The following is a 20,151-nucleotide window of genomic DNA, read 5'->3' as shown; positions in this document are numbered from 1 at the left end:
GCCGAGCCGTGGCACCGGCCGTCCGCCCCGGACAACACCGCGGGCCGGGCTCCCTGAGGGGAGTCCGGCCCGGCGCGTTGGGGAGGGAGGAGGGTGCTTACCTCGCCGCCGCCCTCTTGGCGGTGGTCTTGCGGGCTCCGGTCCGGCGGCCCGGCGCCTTCTTGGCGGTGGCCTTCTTCGCGGGCGCCTTCTTGGCGGTGGCCTTCTTCGCCGCGGTCTTCTTCGCCGCCGTCTTCTTGGCCGTGGTCTTCTTCGCCGCCGTCTTCTTGGCGGTGGTCTTCTTCGCCGCCGTCTTCTTGGCGGTGGTCTTCTTCACGGCCTTCTTCGCGGCCTTCTTCGCCGCCGACGTCCGCTTCGCAGCCGCCTTCTTGGCCGCCGCCGTCTTCTTGGCGGTGGTCTTCTTCGCGGCGGCCTTCTTGGTGGCACCGCCGGCCTGGAGGCTGCCCTTGGGCGCCTTCTTGACGGAGACCTCGCCGCCGCGCGGCAGCCGCTTGGAGCCCGCCACCAGGTCCTTGAAGCCCTGACCCGCGCGGAAGCGGGGCACCGAGGTCTTCTTGACCCGGACGCGCTCGCCGGTCTGCGGGTTGCGGGCGTACCGCGCCGGGCGGTCGACCTTCTCGAACGAACCGAAACCGGTGACGGAAACCCGTTCCCCGGAGACAACTGCACGCACGATCGCGTCCAGTACCGCGTCGACAGCCTCGGCGGCTTGCTGCCTGCCGCCCATCTTGTCGGCAATCGCTTCTACGAGCTGCGCCTTGTTCACGTCTTCCCCTTCGGAGACATTGCCGGAACGAAACTGTTCAAGCCTTTTCGCACGTTAGGCAGATATATACCGCAAATCAAACACGAAACGGGCTAATCACCCTTGTGCCGCAACCGACTCGACTGTCACGCCCGGTTCGGTGGCGGCATCAGCCGCCTTCGGGATAGCGGCCCTCGTCGAGGTCCTTCATGAAGCGGTCCAGCCGCCTTGCCGCGTTGGCGAGATCGTGCTTGGACGCACCAGTGATGACCAGCAGCTTCCGGGACAGTGCCATACGCACGCCCTCCGGGACTTGCAGCGAGCGCACCCTGCTGTGCGCCTCCTTGAGCCGGTCCGCGACGAGCCGGTGTAGCTCGAGTTGGCTTTCGCGGTCCATGCACCGATTGTGCCACCTGGGGCGAGTTGTCGCTTCGCGGGATGTCAACAGAGCCCCTCGACGCACCTGCGCCCCCAACCGGTCGGCTGGGGGCGCAGAAGGACAACCGTGCTGATCAGACCTCTAGAGTCCGCGGCTTGAACGACGGGCGGCCCGCCTCGTACTTCGCGATGTCCGCTTCGTTCTTGAGAGTGAGGCTGATGTCGTCCAGACCTTCCAGAAGCCGCCAGCGGGCGTTCTCGTCGAGCTCGAACTCGGCGGTGATGCCGTCGGCTCGGACTTCCCGGGCGACGAGGTCCACGGTGATCTCGGCGGACGGATCCGCCTCGCTCAGCGCCCACAGGCGATCCACGGTCTCCTGCGGCAGCACGACCGTGAGCAGGCCGTTCTTGAGCGAGTTGCCGCGGAAGATGTCGGCGAAACGGGACGAGATCACGGCCTTGAAACCGTAGTTCTGCAGCGCCCACACGGCGTGTTCGCGCGAGGATCCGGTACCGAAGTCGGATCCGGCGACCAGAACGGTCGCGCCCTGGTGCTCGGGCCGCTCCAGCACGAACTCCGGGTCCTTGCGCCAGGCCTCGAAGAGCCCGTCCTCGAAACCGTCGCGCGTGACCTTCTTCAGCCAGTGTGCGGGGATGATCTGGTCGGTGTCGACGTTGCTGCGGCGCAGCGGGACGGCCCGGCCGGTGTGCGTGGTGAAAGCTTCCATCGTTCTCAGGCCTCCACGAGGGTCGGGGCGTCGGCGAGGTCGGCCGGGGAGGCGAGATGCCCCAGAACCGCGGTGGCGGCGGCCACCTGCGGCGAGACCAGGTGCGTACGGCCGCCCTTGCCCTGCCTCCCCTCGAAGTTGCGGTTGGAGGTGGACGCGGCGCGCTCACCGGGCTTCAGCTGATCGGGGTTCATGCCCAGACACATCGAGCAGCCCGCGTGCCTCCATTCGGCCCCCGCGGCGGTGAAAACCTTGTCCAGGCCTTCTTCGACGGCCTGGAGGGCGACGCGTACGGACCCGGGGACGACCAACATGCGGACGCCGTCGGCGATCCGGCGCCCCTCGAGAAGCGCCGCGGCCGAGCGCAGGTCCTCGATGCGGCCGTTGGTGCAGGAGCCCACGAAGACGGTGTCGACGGTGACCTCGCGCAATGGCTGACCCGCCGTCAAACCCATGTATTCCAGGGCCTTTTCGGCAGCGTGACGCTCGGACGCGTCGGTGTACGAGGCGGGGTCGGGTACCGACTCGGAGAGCGGCGCGCCCTGGCCCGGGTTGGTGCCCCAGGTGACGAACGGCGCGAGCGCCGATGCGTCGATGACGACCTCGTGGTCGAAGACCGCGTCCTCGTCGGTGCGCAGCGTCCTCCAGTACGCGACGGCGGCGTCCCAGTCCGCGTCCCGGGGTGCGTGATCGCGGTCCTTGATGTAAGCGAACGTCGTCTCGTCCGGAGCGATCATGCCTGCGCGGGCGCCGGCCTCGATCGACATGTTGCAGATGGTCATCCGCGCTTCCATCGACAGCTTCTCGATGGCGGAACCGCGGTACTCGATGACGTAGCCCTGGCCGCCGCCGGTGCCGATGCGCGCGATGATCGCCAGGATCAGGTCCTTTGCGGTGACGCTCTCGGGCAGCTCGCCCTCGACCGTGATCGCCATCGTCCTGAACGGCGCCATCGGCAGCGTCTGCGTGGCCAGCACGTGCTCGACCTGGCTGGTGCCGATACCGAAGGCGAGCGCGCCGAACGCGCCGTGGGTGGAGGTGTGGCTGTCGCCGCAGACCACGGTCGTGCCGGGCTGGGTGAGTCCGAGCTGCGGTCCCACAACGTGGACAACGCCCTGCTCGACATCGCCCAGCGGGTGCAGCCGGACGCCGAACTCCGCGCAGTTCTTGCGCAGCGTCTCCAGCTGGGTACGCGAGACGGGGTCGGCGATCGGCTTGTCGATGTCGAGGGTGGGGGTGTTGTGGTCCTCGGTGGCGATGGTGAGATCGGTGCGCCGGACCTGCCGACCGTTCTGGCGCAGGCCGTCGAACGCCTGCGGGCTGGTCACCTCGTGCAGCAGGTGCAGGTCGATGAAGAGAAGGTCGGGCTCGCCCTCCGCGCGCCGGACGACATGGTCGTCCCAGACCTTTTCCGCGAGTGTCCGTGCCATCGCTTTCCCTCCGGCCGGCCGGTCCGCCGGCCCTGCTCGATTCCCTGGGCGTCGCCCGCCCCCGTGCCGGGCGGCGCCTGCGGGCCGTGGTCTGCGCCCGCCTCAACCAGAGTGACGGGTTCCGCAGGAAATTGAACTTGCGTTTCACAGAGTGAGACGCGAATATCGTTTCATGGACAACTCTAGCGGCGTCGGTGTTCTCGACAAGGCAGCGCTGGTTCTCGGCGCCCTCGAATCCGGTCCGGCCACCCTGGCCGGGCTCGTCGCCGCGACCGGTCTCGCCCGCCCCACGGCACACCGGCTCGCGGTCGCCCTGGAGCACCACCGGATGGTGGCGCGCGACATGCAGGGCCGCTTCATCCTGGGACCGCGGCTGGCGGAGCTGGCCGCGGCGGCCGGCGAGGACCGGCTGCTGGCCACGGCCGGGCCGGTGCTCACGCATCTGCGCGACGTGACCGGGGAGAGCGCGCAGCTCTACCGGCGCCAGGGCGACATGCGGATCTGCGTGGCCGCGGCGGAGCGGCTGTCCGGACTGCGGGACACCGTGCCCGTCGGCTCCACGCTGCCCATGAAGGCGGGCTCCGCGGCACAGATCCTCATGGCCTGGGAGGAGCCCGAGCGGCTGCACCGCGGCCTGCAGGGTGCCCGCTTCACGGCCACCGCGCTCTCCGGGGTACGGCGCCGGGGCTGGGCCCAGTCCATCGGCGAACGCGAGCCGGGCGTGGCCTCGGTCTCCGCTCCGGTGCGGGGCCCGTCCAACCGCGTGGTCGCCTCCGTCTCGGTCTCCGGGCCGATCGAGCGGCTGACGCGCCACCCGGGGCGGATGCATGCCCAGGCGGTCGTCGACGCGGCCGGCCGGCTGAGCGAGGCGCTGCGCCGCAGCGGCTGAGCCTCGGGCCACCCGCCGCGGACCTCCGGGGCTCGTCCCTGCGCGGCGGGCCCGGCCGCGCTCGGCCGTCCCGCTGAACGGTCACCGGGACGCCGTCCCGCCGGTTCGGTCTCCGGGTGTTCGCACTCGGCCTTGACGACGGCGGGTTGACGTCGACGGACGCGCGGCCGCGCTTCATGCAACGTCTCGCGCGGGCCGGCGGAACGAGGAGTTCGGGATGGGCGGCGTGCAGACATGCGAAAAGCCCCTCCGTGAGGAGGGGCTTTCGTTGGTACCCCCGACCGGATTCGAACCGGCGCTACCGCCTTGAGAGGGCGGCGTGCTAGGCCGCTACACAACGGGGGCCCTGGCGATCCTTGACTCGTCGCCGCCTCCGGGAGCGACCCGGATGGTGGCGGAAGGCAGGATCTGTACCCCCGACCGGATTCGAACCGGCGCTACCGCCTTGAGAGGGCGGCGTGCTAGGCCGCTACACAACGGGGGCTAGGCACTGCTCCAAGAGTCACCGAAGTGAACTCTTGCTGGGGTACCAGGACTCGAACCTAGACTAAGTGAACCAGAATCACTCGTGCTGCCAATTACACCATACCCCACCAAAACGCAACCCCCTGAGGGGGTTTTGTCCGGCTTGCGCTTTCCCGGTCGGCCTTTCGGCCCGCTCGGCGGCGCAGGAAGAACATTACCCGATCGAAGACCACGCTCCAAAACGGGTATCGGGCGGGCTGAGCCGTGCCGCCGGCAGGGCTCCGTTCAGGTCCCGACCTCGGCCCACACCGTCTTGCCGGGCCCGTCCGCACGGGTGGCGATCCCCCAGCGCAGCGCGAGTTGGGAGACCAGCCACAGCCCCCGGCCCGACTCCGCCGACGGCGGTGGCTCGGCCACGGCTCGTGGCGGCAGACGTTCGGCCCGGGTGTCCGTGACCTCGACGCGGAGGCACGCGCGGCGCAGCTCGAGCCGGAGGCGGAAGTCGCGGCCGGGTACATGACCGTGCCGCACCGCGTTCCCCGCCAGCTCGGCCACGATCAGGGTCGCCTCGTCGTTCACCCGCGTCCCGTACGGGTGCCCCCAGCTCTCCAGCCGCTGCGACGCCAGCCGCCGGGCCAGGCGGGCCCCGCGCGGCGTGGAGGTGAAACGCATCGTGAACTCAGGGGCGGGCGGGGCCGGTTGGCCTGTGGCCGAGGACGAGGGAATTTCGGTCGTCATGCGTACGAGCGTGCCGAGGCGCCCCTAGCCTGACCAGCAACGGCATGCGTACGGAGCGTGACTGTCGGGGTCGGTTCCCCGTCTGTCGGGGTCGTGCGGGGAAGCGGGCGGAGGGCACACGGTGACGGAGCCGAAGCGGGATACGGCATCGGGCCGCGAGGATCCGAGCGGCGAGTTCATGCGGTCGTTCGGGCGGCAGATCAAGCTGTTCCGGGAGCGGGCAGGGCTCACCCAGGCGGAACTTGCCGGGCACCTCGGATACGGGGAGGCCCAGATCGCAGCCGTGGAACAGGGCCGCCGCATCCCCCGCCCGGAGCTGATCGAGAAGGCGGACGATCTCCTGGGCGCGGGCGGTGTCCTGCTCGCCATGAAGCAGCAGGTGGCCCGCGCGCGTTACCCGGCGTTCTTCCGCGACGCGGCGCGAGTGGAGGAAGAGGCGATCGAGTTCCACGCGTACGCGACGCACGTCGTGCCGGGGCTGTTGCAGACGGAGGAGTATGCGCGGGCCGTGTTCGCGATGGGACGCCCACGCTGGGACAAGAGCGCCGTTGAACGTCAGGTCACGGCGCGGCTTGCCAGGCAGGCCATCTTCGGTCGCAAACCAGCGCCCACGCTCAGCTTCGTCCTCGAAGAGATCGTGCTCCTACGGCAGTTCGGCGGGCCCCACGTCCGGAGAGGCCAACTCGAACAGCTTCATCTCACCGGACAGAACCCGGATGTGGAGATCCAGGTCATGCCGTTGGACGTCACCGACAATGCCGGTGTGGATGGGCCATTCACACTGATGACGCCTATGAACGGTGACCAGGTGGCCTATCTGGAGAGCCAGGGTCACGGGAGGCTCATCTCCGAACGGGAGAGGGTCCGTGTGCTTGCTCTGCGGTATGGAATCATCCGGGCACAGGCGCTGAGCCCGCAGGAATCCCTGCTGCGCATCGAGAAGTTGCTGGGAGAAGCATGATGATGAAGCAGTCCGAGACTGGTCAGCTCACCTGGCTGAAGAGCAGCCACAGCGGAGCCGAAGGCGGCGAGTGCATCGAGGTCGCCGCCACCGCCTGCGCCGTGCATGTACGGGACTCCAAGAACCCCACCATGGGCACGCTCACCTTCACATCCGAGGAGTGGGCCGACTTCGTCGACTTCGCACGACGTTCCCATCGCTAGGTCCGGAGGCGGCATGGCATCGGAGCAGCACACACATCACCGGACTTGGGTGAAGAGCAGCTACAGCGGGTCCGCCGGCGGCGAATGCGTGGAGGTCGCCGCCACCCCTGACGCCGTCCACGTACGGGACTCCAAGAACCCCACCGGACGCGACCTCACCTTCACACCTGACGCATGGGCCGACTTCGTCGACTTCGCACGGCGGCACGCCGGTTAGAGGCGGGAGTTGACGCACGAAGGGCCCGGAAGCAGCGCGCTTCCGAGCCCTTCCGCCGTGCGTACGGCCGTTACGCCGAGATCTTCGCCAGGGCCGCGTCCACGCGGGCCAGGGTGCGGTCGCGGCCGAGGACCTCCAGGGACTCGAAGAGCGGGAGGCCGACCGTACGGCCGGTGACCGCGACGCGGACCGGGGCCTGGGCCTTGCCGAGCTTGAGGCCGTGCTCCTCTCCGGCGGCGATGACGGCCTCCTTCAGCGCGTCGGCGTTCCAGTCGGCGGCCGCGAGCTTCTCGCGGGCGGTCTTCAGCAAGGCGTCCGCGCCCGGCTTCATGGCCTTCTGCCAGGACGCCTCGTCCTCGACGGGCTCGTCCAGGAAGAGGAAGTCGACGTTGGCCGTGATGTCGGAGAGGACGGTGAGGCGCGTCTGGGCGAGCGGCGCGAGCGCGGCGAAGGCCTGGGCGTCGAACGCCTCGGGCGCCCACGGCGCGTGCGGCGCGCGCAGCCACGGCTCGCAGGCGGCGATGAAGTCCTTCACGTCCATGAGGCGGACGTGGTCGGCGTTGATCGCCTCGGCCTTCTTCAGGTCGAAGCGCGCCGGGTTGGCGTTGACGCCGTCGATGTCGAAGGCGGCGACCATCTCGTCCATGGTGAAGACGTCACGGTCGGCCGAGAGCGACCAGCCCAGCAGGGACAGGTAGTTGAGGAGTCCCGCGGGCAGGAAGCCGCGCTCGCGGTAGAGGTTGAGGTTGGCCTGCGGGTCGCGCTTGGAGAGCTTCTTGTTGCCCTCGCCCATCACGTACGGCAGGTGGCCGAACTGCGGGGTGGTGCCGTTGCCGACGCCGATCTCGGCGAGCGCGGCGTAGAGCGCGATCTGCCGCGGGGTGGAGGACAGCAGGTCCTCGCCGCGCAGCACATGCGTGATCTCCATGAGCGCGTCGTCGACGGGGTTGACGAGGGTGTAGAGCGGGGCGCCGTTGGCGCGGACGATGCCGAAGTCCGGCACGTTCTCCGGGCTGAAGGTCAGCTCGCCGCGCACCAGGTCGGTGAAGGTGATCGGCTCGTCGGGCATCCGGAAGCGGATGATCGGCGTGCGGTCCTCGCGCTCGTACGCCTCGATCTGCTCGGCCGTCAGCGTGCGGCACTGCCCGTCGTAGCCCGACGGCCTGCCCGCGGCGCGGGCGGCCTCGCGGCGCTGCTCCAGCTCCTCGGTGGTGCAGTAGCAGGGGTAGGCGAAACCGCGCTCCCGCAGCCGGCGGGCGACGTCGGCGTAGAGGTCCATGCGCTGCGACTGGCGGTACGGCTCGTGGGGGCCGCCGACCTCGGGGCCTTCGTCCCAGTCGAAGCCCAGCCAGCGCATGGAGTCGAGCAGCGCCTCGTAGGACTCCTCGGAGTCGCGGGCCGCGTCGGTGTCCTCGATGCGGAAGACCAGGGTGCCGCCGTGGTGGCGCGCGAAGGCCCAGTTGAAGAGGGCGGTGCGGACCAGGCCCACGTGGGGGTTGCCGGTCGGCGACGGACAGAAACGTACGCGTACGGGTGCGCTAGCCACGCTTGATCACCTTGTTGGTGAGAGTGCCGATGCCTTCGATGGTGACGGCGACCTCGTCGCCGACGGTGAGCGGGCCGACCCCTGCCGGGGTGCCCGTGAGGACGACGTCGCCGGGGAGCAGCGTCATCGCCTCGGTGATGTGCACGATCAGGTCCGCGACGGAGTGGACCATGTCGCTCGTACGGCCGAGCTGACGTTGCTCGCCGTTGACGGTGCACATGATCCCCAGGTCGGCGGGGTCGAGTTCGGTCTCCACCCAGGGGCCGAGCGGGCAGGAGCCGTCGAAGCCCTTGGCGCGGGCCCACTGCGACTCGCGCCGCTGGACGTCCCGTGCTGTGACGTCGTTGGCGCAGGTGTAGCCGAGGACGACGTCCTTCACGCGCTCCCGCGGCACCTCGCGGCACATACGGCCGATGACGACGGCCAGCTCGGCCTCGTGGTGCACCTCACCGGAGAAGGCCGGGTACGCGATGGGGTCGCCCGGGCCGGTCACGGCGGTGGACGGCTTGAAGAAGGCGACCGGGACCTCGGGCACCTCATGGCCCAGCTCGGCGGCGTGCTCGGCGTAGTTGCGGCCGATCGCGACGACCTTGCTGGGCAGCACGGGCGGCAGCAGCCGGACCTTGCCGATGGGAACCTTCTGGCCCGAGCGCTCGAATTCGGCGAAGGGATGACCCTTGATGATGTCGAGGACGGGTCCCTCCTTGGAGGAGGGATCTCCTTCCACCACGCCGAAGGCGACGTTGCCGTCGATGGAGAACCTGGCGATGCGCACGCGAAGCCGCTGCCCCTCTGGATCACTGCTGGAGACTGACACTCCAGGCTATCGCGGGGGTGTGACGCAGCTTCGCGGGCGCTCGCGGAACGTACTGGCCGGCGCTCGCACAACCTCCGGCGGGCGCTCGCGGAGCGCCGGCCGGCGCGCGGAACGGATCAGACCTCGGGGACGTCCATCAGGACGGTGCGCCGCGGGTTCGCGGTCTGCTCGGGCAGGTCGGCGCTGTGCTCCGCCGTGACGGCGCCTTCGAACCGCAGATCCTCGGCATCCTCGAGGTGCGCGAGGGTGGTGCGGCGCGGGTTGGCTATGTTGCGGAACAGCATCGTGGTCTTCACCGGTGTCTGCCTCGTGGGGTCGCTTGTCGAAAGGCCTGTCTTTGTCAAGCGACAGGCTAGACGCGCCATTCCCACGCGCTCGCACCGGGAAGCCTCAACTCCCTTGATCCTCATGTGATTTTGGTCACCGACACCCAGGCAATTCGCCCATTCCGGTCGCGACTCACAGCGCCCGGAAACGGACAATACTCACTGAAGGGAACGTTCCGCTCCTGATCACCGCTACTGGGACACCGGAACGGGCCGTTCAACTGGTGGAAAAAAGTCCGTTATCGCTGAATTCGGTTTCCACAGGCGGTGATTTCACGCGCACACAGCGTCATGTCTGTCACGCTCTCACCCGCCGGTCTTGTTGCAGATCCGGCACTGTGCTGGAATTCCACGGACCGCCGGGGCCACCGTTCCCCACAATGACTCGACACCGTCCCGCCGCTCACGCGGCGGGACGCCTGGTCCAGAGGTTGCGACGCTAGTGCAGGGACGTTTCAAGAGGGATGACAGCGCTGCGGCGGAGCCCGAGCCGCGCGGTGGAACCGATCGTGGCTCCACACCCCAGCGTGCCCAGGGTGCGGGCTCCACGCCGGAGAACAGCGGGACGCTGAGTCCTGCCCGCCCGGGTCCGCCCGGCGCCGGCGACTCCGCCGAACCGCCGCAGACGCGGCCCGCGCAGGGCTCCGGCTCGCGCATGGCCCTGCGCAACTGGCGCATCAGCACCCGCCTGGTGTCTCTGCTCACGCTGCCCGTCGTCGCCGCGACGTCACTGGGCGCGCTGCGCATCGAGACCTCGATGGACAATCTCCAGCAGCTCGAGAACATGAAGCTGCTGACCGAGATGACCAAGCAGGCCACCGAACTGGCGTCGGCGCTCCAGGAGGAGCGCGACCACTCGGCGGGGCCGCTGGCCACCGGGGACGACAAGAACGACGACGTCGTCTACTCGCGCATCAAGACCGACCGCGCCAAGCAGTCGTTCCGCGAGGCGACCCAGGACATCGAGGCCTCGAACTCCGAGGCCCTCGTCGGCGTCAACTCCTCGCTCGTCAACATCCTCAAGCAGCTCGAGAAGATCAAGACGATCCGGGCGACCGCTTACGACGACAGCGAGTACATCGCACAGACGGCGATCAGCTACAACGAGCTGATCACCTCGCTGCTGTCGCTGTCCCAGGACATGGCCCAGGCCACCAGCAACAGCGAGATGATCCGGTCCACCCGCGCCCTGGCCGCGTTCTCCTCGGCCAAGGAGTACGCGTCCATCCAGCGCGCGGTCATCGCCGCCGGTCTGGCCCACGAGCCGAAGCCGAAGCTCTCCGCCAACGACCGGCTCTACGGCCAGTCCGCGCAGCAGAGCGAGGAATCCGCGATCGCTCAGTTCAGCCAGGTCTACGGGGGCAGCAAGGCCTCGTCCCAGGAGCTGCTGCAGGCCCTGGAGGACGGCGGCAACTCCGAGATCATCCTGGCGGACACCTACGCCGCCCGGGTGCTGAAGACCGACGGCCAGATCTCCAACGAGAAGCGGTCGTACAAGGACTGGTACGACCAGGACAGCACCAAGATCGACGAGATGTCCCGGATCGAGCAGACGCTGCTCTCCGAGATGGAGGAGAAGGCGCGCGAGCTGCGCTCCGAGGCCCAGCAGGAAGCCATCCTCAACGGTGCGATCATCCTGCTCGTCCTCGGTGTCTCGCTCGTCGGCGCGTTCGTCGTGGCCCGCTCCATGGTGCGTTCGCTGCGCCGGCTGCAGGACACCGCGCAGGACGTCTCGCAGAAGCGCCTGCCCGAACTGGTCAAGCAGCTCTCCGAGTCCGACCCGCAGGACGTGGACACCTCCGTCAAGTCCGTCGGTGTGCACAGCCGGGACGAGATCGGCCGCGTGGCCGCGGCGTTCGACGACGTGCACCGCGAGGCGGTCCGCCTCGCCGCCGAGCAGGCGCTGCTGCGGGGCAACGTCAACGCGATGTTCACCAACCTCTCGCGCCGCAGCCAGGGCCTCATCCAGCGTCAGCTCTCGCTGATCTCCGAACTGGAGAGCCGCGAGGCCGACCCGGACCAGCTCTCGTCGCTGTTCAAGCTGGACCACCTCGCGACCCGTATGCGCCGGAACGGCGAGAACCTCCTCGTCCTCGCGGGCGAGGAGCCCGGCCGCCGCTGGACCCGCCCGGTCCCGCTGGTCGACGTCCTCCGCGCCGCGGCATCCGAGGTGGAGCAGTACGAGCGGATCGAGCTGAGCGCCGTCCCGACGACCGAGGTCGCCGGACGCGTCGTCAACGACCTCGTGCACCTGCTCGCCGAGCTGCTGGAGAACGCGACGTCGTTCTCCTCGCCGCAGACCAAGGTCAAGGTCACCGGTCACGCGCTGCCCGACGGCCGCGTGCTCGTCGAGATCCATGACACCGGCATCGGCCTCTCACCCGAGGACCTGGCCGCGATCAACGAGCGGCTGGCCAGCCCGCCGACCGTGGACGTCTCCGTCTCGCGGCGCATGGGTCTCTTCGTGGTCGGCCGCCTGTCCCTGCGGCACGGCATCCGCATCCAGCTCCGTCCCTCGGACTCCGGCGGCACGACCGCGCTCGTCATGCTGCCCGTCGACGTCGCCCAGGGCGGCGCGAAGGCGGCCGGCAAGCCGGCGCCCCCCGTGGGCGGTTCGGGCGGTGCTTCCACTCCCGGAACCAGCCGTCTCGCGGGCATGACGCCGCGCAGCCAGGTCACGGGCGGCGGAGCGCGTGCCGCGCTGCCGAGCCGCGACCCGGGCGGTGCCCAGGGCGGCCCCGGCGGGAACGGTCCGGGCTCCGGTGGCCCGGGATCCGGCGGCCAGCAGGGCCGCACGGGCAACCCGCTGCCCTCCCGCCCCACCGCCGGTGCCGGTACCGGCAATGCCTTCGCCCCGGGCGGCCGACCCGGCGGCACCGAGGACACCGCCCAATCCCGCGACAGCGGGGCCTTCTCCCCCGCCGGGCGTCCCGGCAGCGGTCCGGGCCGCCCCGGCGGATCCGCGCCCGCCGGTAACGCCCCCGGCTCCCGTACGGGCATGCCCCCGGCGGGACCGGGCCGCACCGACGACCAGGGCCGTGCCCCCGCTCTTCCGCCGCGTCCCGGCGCGAGCGACGGCCGCGGCTCGACTCCGACCGTCGCCTCGCCGAGCGGGGCGCCCTCAGGCGGCCCCGCGGGCCGCGGTCCCTCCGGCTCCGACCGGGGCGGGCGGCCCCAGCTGCCGCCGCGTGGTCCCGCCGCCGAGCTGCCGGGCGGCTCCGGCGGCCCGGGAACCCAGGAGCCGGGGACCAGCTGGGGCGCGCGCCGCGCCGCCGGTTCCGACGACTGGCCGACCACGGCCCCCCGCGACAACGCCGACACCCCGCGCGGTCACGAGGACGTCGAGTCGACGACGCAGTTCCCGCGCCCGGACTACGACGAGGCACCGCAGCAGCGGGAGCCACAGCAGCAGCGGCAGCAGCAACAGCCGCAGGAGAGCGGCCAGTTCGCGCTGCCGCCCTCCGAGCTGGACGGGCCGCCCACCAGCGGCGGGGACGGCCGTACGCCGCTCTTCGACACCCTGGAGTCCGACTGGTTCCGCGGTGGCGGCCGGCTGGCCGAACGCCCGGGCCGTACGCAGGGCCAGCCGTCGCGCTCCGTGCCGCAGCAGCCCTCGGGCCGTCCGGCGTCCCCGGTGCCGCCGCAGCAGTCCGCACCGCCGCAGCGCGAACAGCGAGAGCAGCGCGAGCCCGCCCGCGGCCAGAACGGCTCGGACGCCTGGCGCTCCTCGCCCAACGACGAGCTCGGCCGCCAGGCCGAGCGGGTCCGGCAGCCCGCCTCCGGCGGTGTCACCACCTCGGGGCTTCCGCGCCGTGTGCCGCGCGCCAACCTCGTGGCGGGCACCGCGTCGCAGCAGCAGACCCACCCGACGTCACCGCAGGTCTCCCGTGCGCCCGACGACGTGCGCGGCCGGCTGACCAACCTCCGGCGGGGCATCCAACGAGGCCGTCAGGCCGGGACGGACGGGCACGACAGCAACAACCAGGGCTTCGGCCCCACTTACCAGCAGGAGCGTTAGTTGAGTCCGATGAGCCAGGCGGCGCAGAACCTGAACTGGTTGATCACCAACTTCGTGGACAACACCCCCGGGGTGTCGCACACGGTGGTGGTTTCGGCCGACGGCCTGCTGCTCGCGATGTCCGAAGGGTTCCCGCGCGACCGCGCCGACCAGCTGGCGGCCGTGGCCTCGGGCCTGACCTCACTGACATCCGGCGCCTCCCGCATCTTCGAAGGCGGCATGGTCAACCAGACCGTGGTGGAGATGGAGCGCGGCTTCCTCTTCATCATGTCCGTCTCCGACGGTTCCTCCCTGGCCGTCCTGGCCCACCCCGACTGCGACATCGGTCTCGTGGGCTACGAGATGGCTCTGCTCGTCGACCGCGCGGGCAGCGTCCTCACTCCGGACCTGCGCGCCGAACTGCAAGGAAGCCTCCTCAACTGAACACGACCGACCTTTCCGAACCGACTGACCGAAACGCCCGTCCGACGTACGCTCAACCGACCGACCTCGTCGGGCCGATCGCACCTCCCAGCGGCCCCGCGAGACGACAACCGTTGTCCCGCCCGGAGGACTCATGACCCCGCCCCATTCGCTCGGCCCGTACGGCGCATACCAGGACGCGCCGTACGGGGACGATGGCGACCAGCCGCTGGTGCGGCCGTACGCCATGACCGGGGGCCGGACCCGGCCGCGCTACCAGCTCGCCATCGAGGCACTGGTCAGCACCACTGCCGATCCGGCTCAGCTGGGCGGGCTGCTCCCGGAGCACCAGCGCATCTGCCACCTGTGCCGCGAGGTCAAATCCGTCGCCGAGGTATCCGCGCTGCTGGCAATCCCTCTGGGTGTGGCTCGGATCCTCGTGGCCGATCTGGCGGAGGCCGGCATGGTGGCCATTCACCAGCCCGGCGGCGCCGACGAGGCCGGCGGTACGCCGGATGTGACTTTGCTCGAAAGGGTGCTCAGTGGACTTCGCAAGCTCTAGCGGCGGAGCGGCCCGCTCCACGACCTCCGCGAAGATCGTGGTGGCGGGCGGCTTCGGCGTGGGCAAGACCACGTTCGTCGGCGCGGTCTCGGAGATCAATCCGCTGCGCACCGAGGCCGTGATGACCTCCGCGTCGGCGGGGATCGACGATCTGAGCCATGTCCAGGACAAGACCACGACGACCGTGGCGATGGACTTCGGCCGGATCACCCTGGACCAGGACCTGATCCTGTACCTCTTCGGTACACCGGGACAGGACCGCTTCTGGTTCATGTGGGACGACCTCGTCCGCGGCGCCATCGGCGCGGTCGTCCTCGTCGACACCCGGCGGCTGGCCGATTGTTTTCCCGCGGTGGACTATTTCGAGAATTCGGGCCTTCCGTTCGTGATCGCCCTCAACGGATTCGAAGGGCATCAGCCGTACACCCCGGAGGAAGTCCGCGAGGCGCTGCAGATCGGACCGGACGCCCCGATCATCACCACCGACGCCCGCCACCGCAGCGAGGCCAAGAGCGCGCTGATCACGCTGGTGGAACACGCTCTGATGGCCCGGCTCAAGTAGCCGTACAGGGGCGGAAATTGATCGACCGGCGGGCTGTGTCCTTTGACACGGCCCGCCGCTGTGTTCATAACGTTTCGACAGAGAATTGTTCTGCGGTCAACACCCGACGCATCCAGATGGCTTCGCTGTGCGCACAATCACCCGACGTTATGCGGAAAATCTGAGGTGATGCCCCAATTATCTCGCCCTTATGCCCGCCGGAACGGCCCCCACCGGGTGTTTGGAATGCGCGCCCCTGACGTGCTGCAATTCCCTGAACTGCCGAGTAGTAACGGCTCTGAAAGTCCCCGGCACACCCCTGGGTGCCGACGCCGAGAGGTTGTTGGTCGAGTGAGGCGAAGCAAGCCCGGTCCCGCGTCGCATCAAGCGGCACGAGGCAACTTCACCCCCGCGCCGCGCCCCGCGGCGTCCACCGCCGATGTCCCGGACATCGCCCCGGCGAGCGGCAGCCGGCTGTCTCCCCGCAACTGGCGCGTGCCCACCAGGCTGAACGCGATCCTGCTCATACCCGTGCTCGTCGGACTCGTCTTCGGCGGATTCCAGGTGAGCAGTTCCATCGACACCTGGCGCGAGGCGCAGGACGCGGTGCGCACGGCGCGTCTCGTCAGGGCGGCGGAAACTTATGGTCACGCTCTCATTGACGAGCGTGACCGCACTGCGGTTCCACTTTTGAGCGGGGATCGTGACAGCAAGGTCGTCACCGACGTCCGCGCGGCGACCGACAACGCCCGCAAGGACTTCGAGGCGGCCGTCGCGGAGATGCCGGACCGCCCCGGTCTCCAGCGCCGTCTGAAGGCGTTCCGGGACGCCGAGGGCAACCTCCCCAAGCTCCGCCAGGGCGCCTACACCTCGGCCCTGCCGGCCGTGCAGACCGAAGAGGGCTACGTCCAGGTCCAGCACCCGCTGATGGAGTTCGCCAACGAACTCGGCCTCGGCACCGGCAACATCACCAGCTACGGCCGTACCGTCTACGCGATATCGCTGGCCAAGGCTGCTGAATCGCTTCAGCGCTCCATCGGCACCCACCTCCTGGTGAAGCCCGGCCCGGCCGCGAAGGACCGCAGCGCCCAGGTCACCGCGTTCACCTCGTACGCGTACCTGGAGAACATCGCACTCGCCGAGTACGTCTCCGGCGGCACGGCCCAGGACCAGACCGCCCTGCGCAAGGCGATGGCCGCCGCGCAGGCCAAGGGCAAGCAGCAGGTCGCGCAGGCCGAGCAGGAGGCGGAGGCCGCGGGCGTACCGTTCGTCGCGCCGCCGCCCATGAAGGACATGGTCACGGCCATCGGCCGGGGAACCGGCGCCAAGGACCTCAAGCCCGAGGGCATCACCCCGGAGACCTGGTTCGCCACGGCGACGGGCAAGTTCGACGCTTACCGCTCGGTCGAGACGGACCTCATCGACAAGGCCGTGAATGAGGCCTCGCAGATCTCCGAGGACGCCAAGCGGGACGCCATCGTCAACGGCGCCATCGTGGTCGTCGCGCTGCTCACCGCGTTCATCATCGCCGGGCTGATGGCCCGCTCGATGAGCCGCAGCATGCGGCAGCTCCGCACCGCAGCCTTCGACGTCGCCGAGCAGCGTCTGCCGATGCTGGTCGACCAGCTCTCCCGTACGGACCCCGGCCGCGTGGACACCCGCGTCAAGCCGATCCCGATCACCAGCCACGACGAGATCGGCGAGGTCGCCCGCGCCTTCGACCAGGTGCACCGGGAGGCCGTCCGGCTGGCCGCCGAGCAGGCCCTGCTGCGGGGCAACGTCAATGCGATCTTCACCAACCTCTCCCGCCGGAACCAGGGCCTCATCGAGGGACAGCTCACCCTGATCACCGAGCTGGAGAACAACGAGGCCGACCCCGACCAGCTCGAGAGCCTCTTCCGGCTGGACCATCTGGCCACCCGTATGCGGCGGAACGGCGAGAACCTCCTCGTCCTCTCGGGCGAGGAGCCCGGCCGCCGCTGGAACCAGCCCGTCCCGCTGGTCGACGTGCTCCGCGCCGCGACCTCCGAGGTGGAGGCGTACGAGCGCATCGAGATCACCGGCGTGCCGGAGAGCGAGATCCACGGCACCGCCGTGACCGACCTCGTGCACCTGCTGGCCGAGCTGCTGGAGAACGCCACCACGTTCTCCTCGCCGCAGACCAAGGTGCGGGTCACCGCGACCCGGCTGCCGGACGGCCGCGTGATGATCGAGATCCACGACAAGGGCATCGGCCTCACCGCCGAGGACTTCGCGGACATCAACCACAAGCTGGCGAACCCGCCGACCGTGGACGCCGCGATCTCCCAGCGCATGGGTCTCTTCGTGGTCGGCCGGCTGGCCGACCGGCACGGCATCCGCGTCCAGCTCCGCCCCTCGGGCGAGCAGGCCGGGACGACGTCGCTCGTCATGCTGCCGGAGGCGATCACCCACGGTGGCGGCGGCGAGCAGACGCCGGACGACGACTTCACGGTCTCGCGGATCATGCCGGAGCAGGAGCAGCCCTCGTTCAACGGCTTCTCGCAGGCTCCGGCCCCGATGCGCACCGCCGCCGAGCTGGGCTTCGACGACAGCCGCTACGAGGTGCCGGACGACGCCCGCGAGCTCGACCCGGTGGGCCGTTCGCTGATGCGGGAGGAGCGGCGGGCCCAGCTCGAGGCGCAGGCCGCCGACCGCTACCAGGACGACCCGTACCAGGACGACCGGGACCGGAACGGCTACCGCGACGAACCGCAGGGCTACGACACCGCGGAGTTCCCTCGGGCCGCCTATCCGGAATCCGGATACCAGGAGCAGGCCTACGAGGAACAGGGTTACCGGGAGTCGCCCTACAACGAGCCCGCGGGCCACGGACACGGTACGTACCCCCAGTACGACGCCCCGTCGCCGCAGACGGGCTGGGACGCACCGGCCTCCTACGAACCGCGCCACGAGGCAGGCTACGGAGCGGAATCGGAATCCCGCGCGGCTCCCGCGGAAGCGTCCGAACGCGTAGGCTTCGACCGTCCGCGACCCACCTCGAGCGGCCCCCACTCCATGACCGGCGCCGGCCTGCCGCGCCGGGACAGGGCGTGGCAGCCTCACGAGGAGGCGGAGCGGACCCAGCAGGTCCCGCAGGCGCCCAGCGCCCCGCAGGACCAGCAGGACAGGCAGGACGACGGTGGCGACTGGCGCTCGGCGAACGACGACCGCTGGAGGCGCGCCGAGCAGCTCCGCGACCCGAAGGCCGGCGGAGTCACTCCGTCCGGACTCCCCCGGCGGGTGCCCAAGGCCAACCTGGTCGAGGGAACCGCAGAGCAGACCCAGCAGGGCGGCCCTCAGGTCTCCCGCGCTCCCGAGGACGTCCGTGGCAGGTTGAGCAACCTGCGGCGGGGCGTCCAGCGGGGACGCAACGCAGGGATGAACTCAGGCGGCCAGGGCTTCGGCCCCGGCGGCAGCACCTACGATCAGGAGCGTTAGTGTGAGCCCGATGAGCCAGGCGGCGCAGAACCTGAACTGGTTGATCACCAACTTCGTGGACAACACCCCCGGGGTGTCGCACACCGTGGTGGTCTCCGCCGACGGACTCCTTCTCGCGATGTCCGAAGGGTTCCCGCGCGACCGCGCCGACCAACTCGCGGCCGTGGCCTCCGGCCTGACCTCGCTGACGGCCGGCGCCTCCCGCATCTTCGAAGGCGGATCGGTCAACCAGACCGTGGTGGAGATGGAGCGCGGCTTCCTCTTCATCATGTCCGTCTCCGACGGTTCCTCCTTGGCCGTCCTCGCGCACCCCGAGTGCGACATCGGCCTTGTTGGTTACGAGATGGCCCTCCTTGTCGACCGCGCGGGCAGCGTCCTCACCCCGGACCTGCGCGCGGAACTGCAGGGAAGCCTGCTCAACTAGCAGACAGGCCGTGCGTTTCGCGCCACCGCGCCATAGGGTGCGGTGGCGCGGATCCTCAAGCGGGACCGGTAGAACGGAAGTTGGAGGAGGAGAATCGTGGCAACACCCCCAAGCGGCTACCCGTACGGCGGTGGTCAGCAGCCTCATCCGCAGGGTGGTGAGCAGCCCAACCGCTTCAACTTCCCCTCCACGCCGAGCCGTCAGGGACCGCCGCACCGCCAGCAGCAGCCGGGTGGGTACGAGCCGTACGACCCGCCGCCGCCGCGGATCCAGCCGGTGCAGCCGCAGAGCCCGGCGCCGCAGCCCTCTCCGGCGAGCGGAGGCTCCAACCCGCTGGTGCGTCCCTACGCGATGACCGGTGGCCGCACCCGGCCGCGCTATCAGCTCGCGATCGAGGCGCTGGTGCACACCACCGCGGCGCCCTCGCAGCTCCAGGGGCAGCTTCCGGAACACCAGCGCATCTGCCACCTCTGCCGGGAGATCAAGTCGGTCGCCGAGATCTCCGCCCTGCTCACCATCCCCCTCGGCGTCGCCCGTATCCTCGTCGCCGACCTGGCCGAGGCCGGACTCGTCGCCATCCACCAGCCCGGCGGCGACGCGGCCGCCGGCGGACAGCCAGACGTGACACTGCTCGAAAGGGTGCTCAGTGGACTTCGGAAGCTCTAGCGGTGCAGCCCGCTCCACCACCTCCGCGAAGATCGTGGTGGCGGGCGGCTTCGGCGTGGGCAAGACCACGTTCGTCGGCGCGGTCTCGGAGATCAACCCACTGCGCACCGAAGCCGTGATGACCTCCGCATCGGCGGGGATCGACGACCTCACGCACGCCCCGGACAAGACCACCACGACCGTGGCGATGGACTTCGGCCGGATCACCCTGGACCAGGACCTGATCCTGTACCTCTTCGGTACACCCGGACAGGACCGCTTCTGGTTCATGTGGGACGACCTCGTCCGCGGCGCCATCGGCGCGGTCGTGCTCGTCGACACCCGGCGGCTGGCGGACTGTTTCCCCGCGGTCGACTACTTCGAGAACAGCGGGCTGCCCTTCGTCATCGCGCTCAACGGTTTCGACGGGCACCAGCCGTACACCCCGGAGGAAGTCCGCGAGGCGCTGCAGATCGGACCGGACGCCCCGATCATCACCACCGACGCCCGCCACCGCAGCGAGGCCAAGAGCGCGCTGATCACGCTGGTCGAGCACGCCCTGATGGCGCGGCTGCGCTAGCCCTTCCGGGCACGGACACACGAAATCCCCCTGCAACTCGAGGAGTTGCAGGGGGATTTCGTCGTTCTGCGGGCGCT

At 69.9% G+C, this 20,151-nt stretch carries 20 protein-coding genes and 3 tRNA genes; 12 read left to right on the top strand and 11 right to left on the bottom strand.

Translation table 11 applies throughout. The features are described 5' to 3' along the window. Positions 1-97: 97 nt before the first annotated feature. The 4 genes from ABZ822_RS04550 to leuC form a co-directional block, all read right to left on the bottom strand. A complete protein-coding gene (locus ABZ822_RS04550; RefSeq protein WP_360846632.1) occupies positions 98-766 on the bottom strand; it encodes an HU family DNA-binding protein in 669 nt (222 codons plus the stop codon). A gap of 148 nt (positions 767-914) precedes the next feature. After that, positions 915-1,142 (bottom strand): hypothetical protein, encoded by a 228-nt coding sequence (locus tag ABZ822_RS04545; protein ID WP_360846630.1) that lies wholly within the window; start codon positions 1,140-1,142, stop codon positions 915-917. Between the two features lie 115 nt (positions 1,143-1,257). Beyond that, a complete protein-coding gene (leuD, locus tag ABZ822_RS04540; RefSeq protein WP_360846628.1) occupies positions 1,258-1,851 on the bottom strand; it encodes a 3-isopropylmalate dehydratase small subunit in 594 nt (197 codons plus the stop codon). 5 nt (positions 1,852-1,856) lie between these two features. Continuing rightward, the gene (leuC, locus tag ABZ822_RS04535) at positions 1,857-3,281 is read right to left on the bottom strand and encodes a 3-isopropylmalate dehydratase large subunit (protein WP_360846626.1); all 1,425 of its coding nucleotides are present in this window, start codon (positions 3,279-3,281) and stop codon (positions 1,857-1,859) included. Positions 3,282-3,453: 172 nt separating this feature from the next. Between leuC and ndgR the strand changes: the two genes are divergently transcribed. After that, positions 3,454-4,170, top strand: a complete 717-nt coding sequence (gene ndgR, locus ABZ822_RS04530) for an IclR family transcriptional regulator NdgR (protein WP_360846624.1) — start codon at positions 3,454-3,456, stop codon at positions 4,168-4,170. Positions 4,171-4,439: 269 nt separating this feature from the next. Here ndgR and ABZ822_RS04525 read toward each other — a convergent pair. The 4 genes from ABZ822_RS04525 to ABZ822_RS04510 all read right to left on the bottom strand — a co-directional run bounded on the left by ABZ822_RS04525 (position 4,440) and on the right by ABZ822_RS04510 (position 5,373). Continuing rightward, positions 4,440-4,515 (bottom strand) — tRNA-Glu (locus ABZ822_RS04525). A 66-nt stretch (positions 4,516-4,581) separates the two neighbouring features. Further along, a tRNA-Glu gene (locus ABZ822_RS04520) sits at positions 4,582-4,654 on the bottom strand. Between the two features lie 37 nt (positions 4,655-4,691). Beyond that, positions 4,692-4,763: transfer RNA gene (locus tag ABZ822_RS04515), tRNA-Gln, on the bottom strand. A gap of 157 nt (positions 4,764-4,920) precedes the next feature. After that, complete coding sequence (locus tag ABZ822_RS04510) at positions 4,921-5,373, bottom strand: ATP-binding protein (RefSeq protein ID WP_360846622.1); 453 nt, start codon at positions 5,371-5,373, stop codon at positions 4,921-4,923. 178 nt (positions 5,374-5,551) lie between these two features. On the opposite strand from ABZ822_RS04510, the gene ABZ822_RS04505 reads away from it, so the two are divergent. From ABZ822_RS04505 to ABZ822_RS04495, 3 genes are read left to right on the top strand one after another with little or no spacing between them, the layout of a single operon-like run. After that, on the top strand, positions 5,552-6,334 hold the full coding sequence (locus tag ABZ822_RS04505) for a helix-turn-helix transcriptional regulator (RefSeq protein WP_360847071.1): 783 nt from the start codon (positions 5,552-5,554) through the stop codon (positions 6,332-6,334). Beyond that, positions 6,331-6,537: a DUF397 domain-containing protein gene (locus ABZ822_RS04500; protein WP_360846620.1), complete on the top strand. Its 207-nt coding sequence runs from the start codon at positions 6,331-6,333 to the stop codon at positions 6,535-6,537. The genes ABZ822_RS04505 and ABZ822_RS04500 overlap by 4 nt, the downstream gene beginning before the upstream one ends. Positions 6,538-6,550: 13 nt before the next feature. After that, complete coding sequence (locus ABZ822_RS04495; protein ID WP_360846618.1) at positions 6,551-6,754, top strand: DUF397 domain-containing protein; 204 nt, start codon at positions 6,551-6,553, stop codon at positions 6,752-6,754. 70 nt (positions 6,755-6,824) lie between these two features. Here ABZ822_RS04495 and gltX read toward each other — a convergent pair whose 3' ends face one another. From gltX to ABZ822_RS04480, 3 genes are all read right to left on the bottom strand, one after another. Next, entirely contained in the window at positions 6,825-8,300 is a 1,476-nt protein-coding gene (gene gltX, locus ABZ822_RS04490; RefSeq protein WP_360846616.1) for a glutamate--tRNA ligase, read from the bottom strand. Further along, positions 8,293-9,075 carry a fumarylacetoacetate hydrolase family protein gene (locus ABZ822_RS04485; RefSeq protein ID WP_360846614.1) on the bottom strand — a complete coding sequence of 261 codons (783 nt, stop codon included), beginning with the start codon at positions 9,073-9,075 and terminating at the stop codon, positions 8,293-8,295. The genes gltX and ABZ822_RS04485 overlap by 8 nt, the downstream gene beginning before the upstream one ends. Positions 9,076-9,233: 158 nt before the next feature. After that, entirely contained in the window at positions 9,234-9,413 is a 180-nt protein-coding gene (locus ABZ822_RS04480; protein ID WP_360846612.1) for a hypothetical protein, read from the bottom strand. 472 nt (positions 9,414-9,885) lie between these two features. On the opposite strand from ABZ822_RS04480, the gene ABZ822_RS04475 reads away from it, so the two are divergent. From ABZ822_RS04475 to ABZ822_RS04440, 8 genes are all read left to right on the top strand, one after another. After that, the gene (locus ABZ822_RS04475; protein ID WP_360846610.1) at positions 9,886-13,461 is read left to right on the top strand and encodes a nitrate- and nitrite sensing domain-containing protein; all 3,576 of its coding nucleotides are present in this window, start codon (positions 9,886-9,888) and stop codon (positions 13,459-13,461) included. 9 nt (positions 13,462-13,470) lie between these two features. Next, complete coding sequence (locus ABZ822_RS04470) at positions 13,471-13,884, top strand: roadblock/LC7 domain-containing protein (protein WP_360847068.1); 414 nt, start codon at positions 13,471-13,473, stop codon at positions 13,882-13,884. A 133-nt stretch (positions 13,885-14,017) separates the two neighbouring features. Next, positions 14,018-14,425, top strand: a complete 408-nt coding sequence (locus tag ABZ822_RS04465; protein ID WP_360846608.1) for a DUF742 domain-containing protein — start codon at positions 14,018-14,020, stop codon at positions 14,423-14,425. After that, positions 14,406-14,987 (top strand): ATP/GTP-binding protein, encoded by a 582-nt coding sequence (locus tag ABZ822_RS04460; protein WP_360846606.1) that lies wholly within the window; start codon positions 14,406-14,408, stop codon positions 14,985-14,987. Before ABZ822_RS04465 ends, ABZ822_RS04460 begins: the two co-directional genes overlap by 20 nt. 330 nt (positions 14,988-15,317) lie before the next feature. Next, the gene (locus ABZ822_RS04455) at positions 15,318-18,425 is read left to right on the top strand and encodes a nitrate- and nitrite sensing domain-containing protein (protein ID WP_360846604.1); all 3,108 of its coding nucleotides are present in this window, start codon (positions 15,318-15,320) and stop codon (positions 18,423-18,425) included. Between the two features lie 10 nt (positions 18,426-18,435). Beyond that, entirely contained in the window at positions 18,436-18,849 is a 414-nt protein-coding gene (locus tag ABZ822_RS04450) for a roadblock/LC7 domain-containing protein (RefSeq protein WP_098749732.1), read from the top strand. Positions 18,850-18,945: 96 nt separating this feature from the next. Beyond that, the gene (locus ABZ822_RS04445; protein ID WP_360846602.1) at positions 18,946-19,515 is read left to right on the top strand and encodes a DUF742 domain-containing protein; all 570 of its coding nucleotides are present in this window, start codon (positions 18,946-18,948) and stop codon (positions 19,513-19,515) included. Further along, the gene (locus tag ABZ822_RS04440) at positions 19,496-20,074 is read left to right on the top strand and encodes an ATP/GTP-binding protein (protein ID WP_360846600.1); all 579 of its coding nucleotides are present in this window, start codon (positions 19,496-19,498) and stop codon (positions 20,072-20,074) included. Before ABZ822_RS04445 ends, ABZ822_RS04440 begins: the two co-directional genes overlap by 20 nt. The last annotated feature ends 77 nt before the right edge of the window (positions 20,075-20,151 follow it).

Source organism: Streptomyces sp. NPDC047108 (assembly GCF_040643575.1).
In the GTDB taxonomy this organism is placed as follows: Bacteria; Actinomycetota; Actinomycetes; order Streptomycetales; family Streptomycetaceae; genus Streptomyces.
This window is presented reverse-complemented; position numbering and strand designations above follow the sequence as displayed.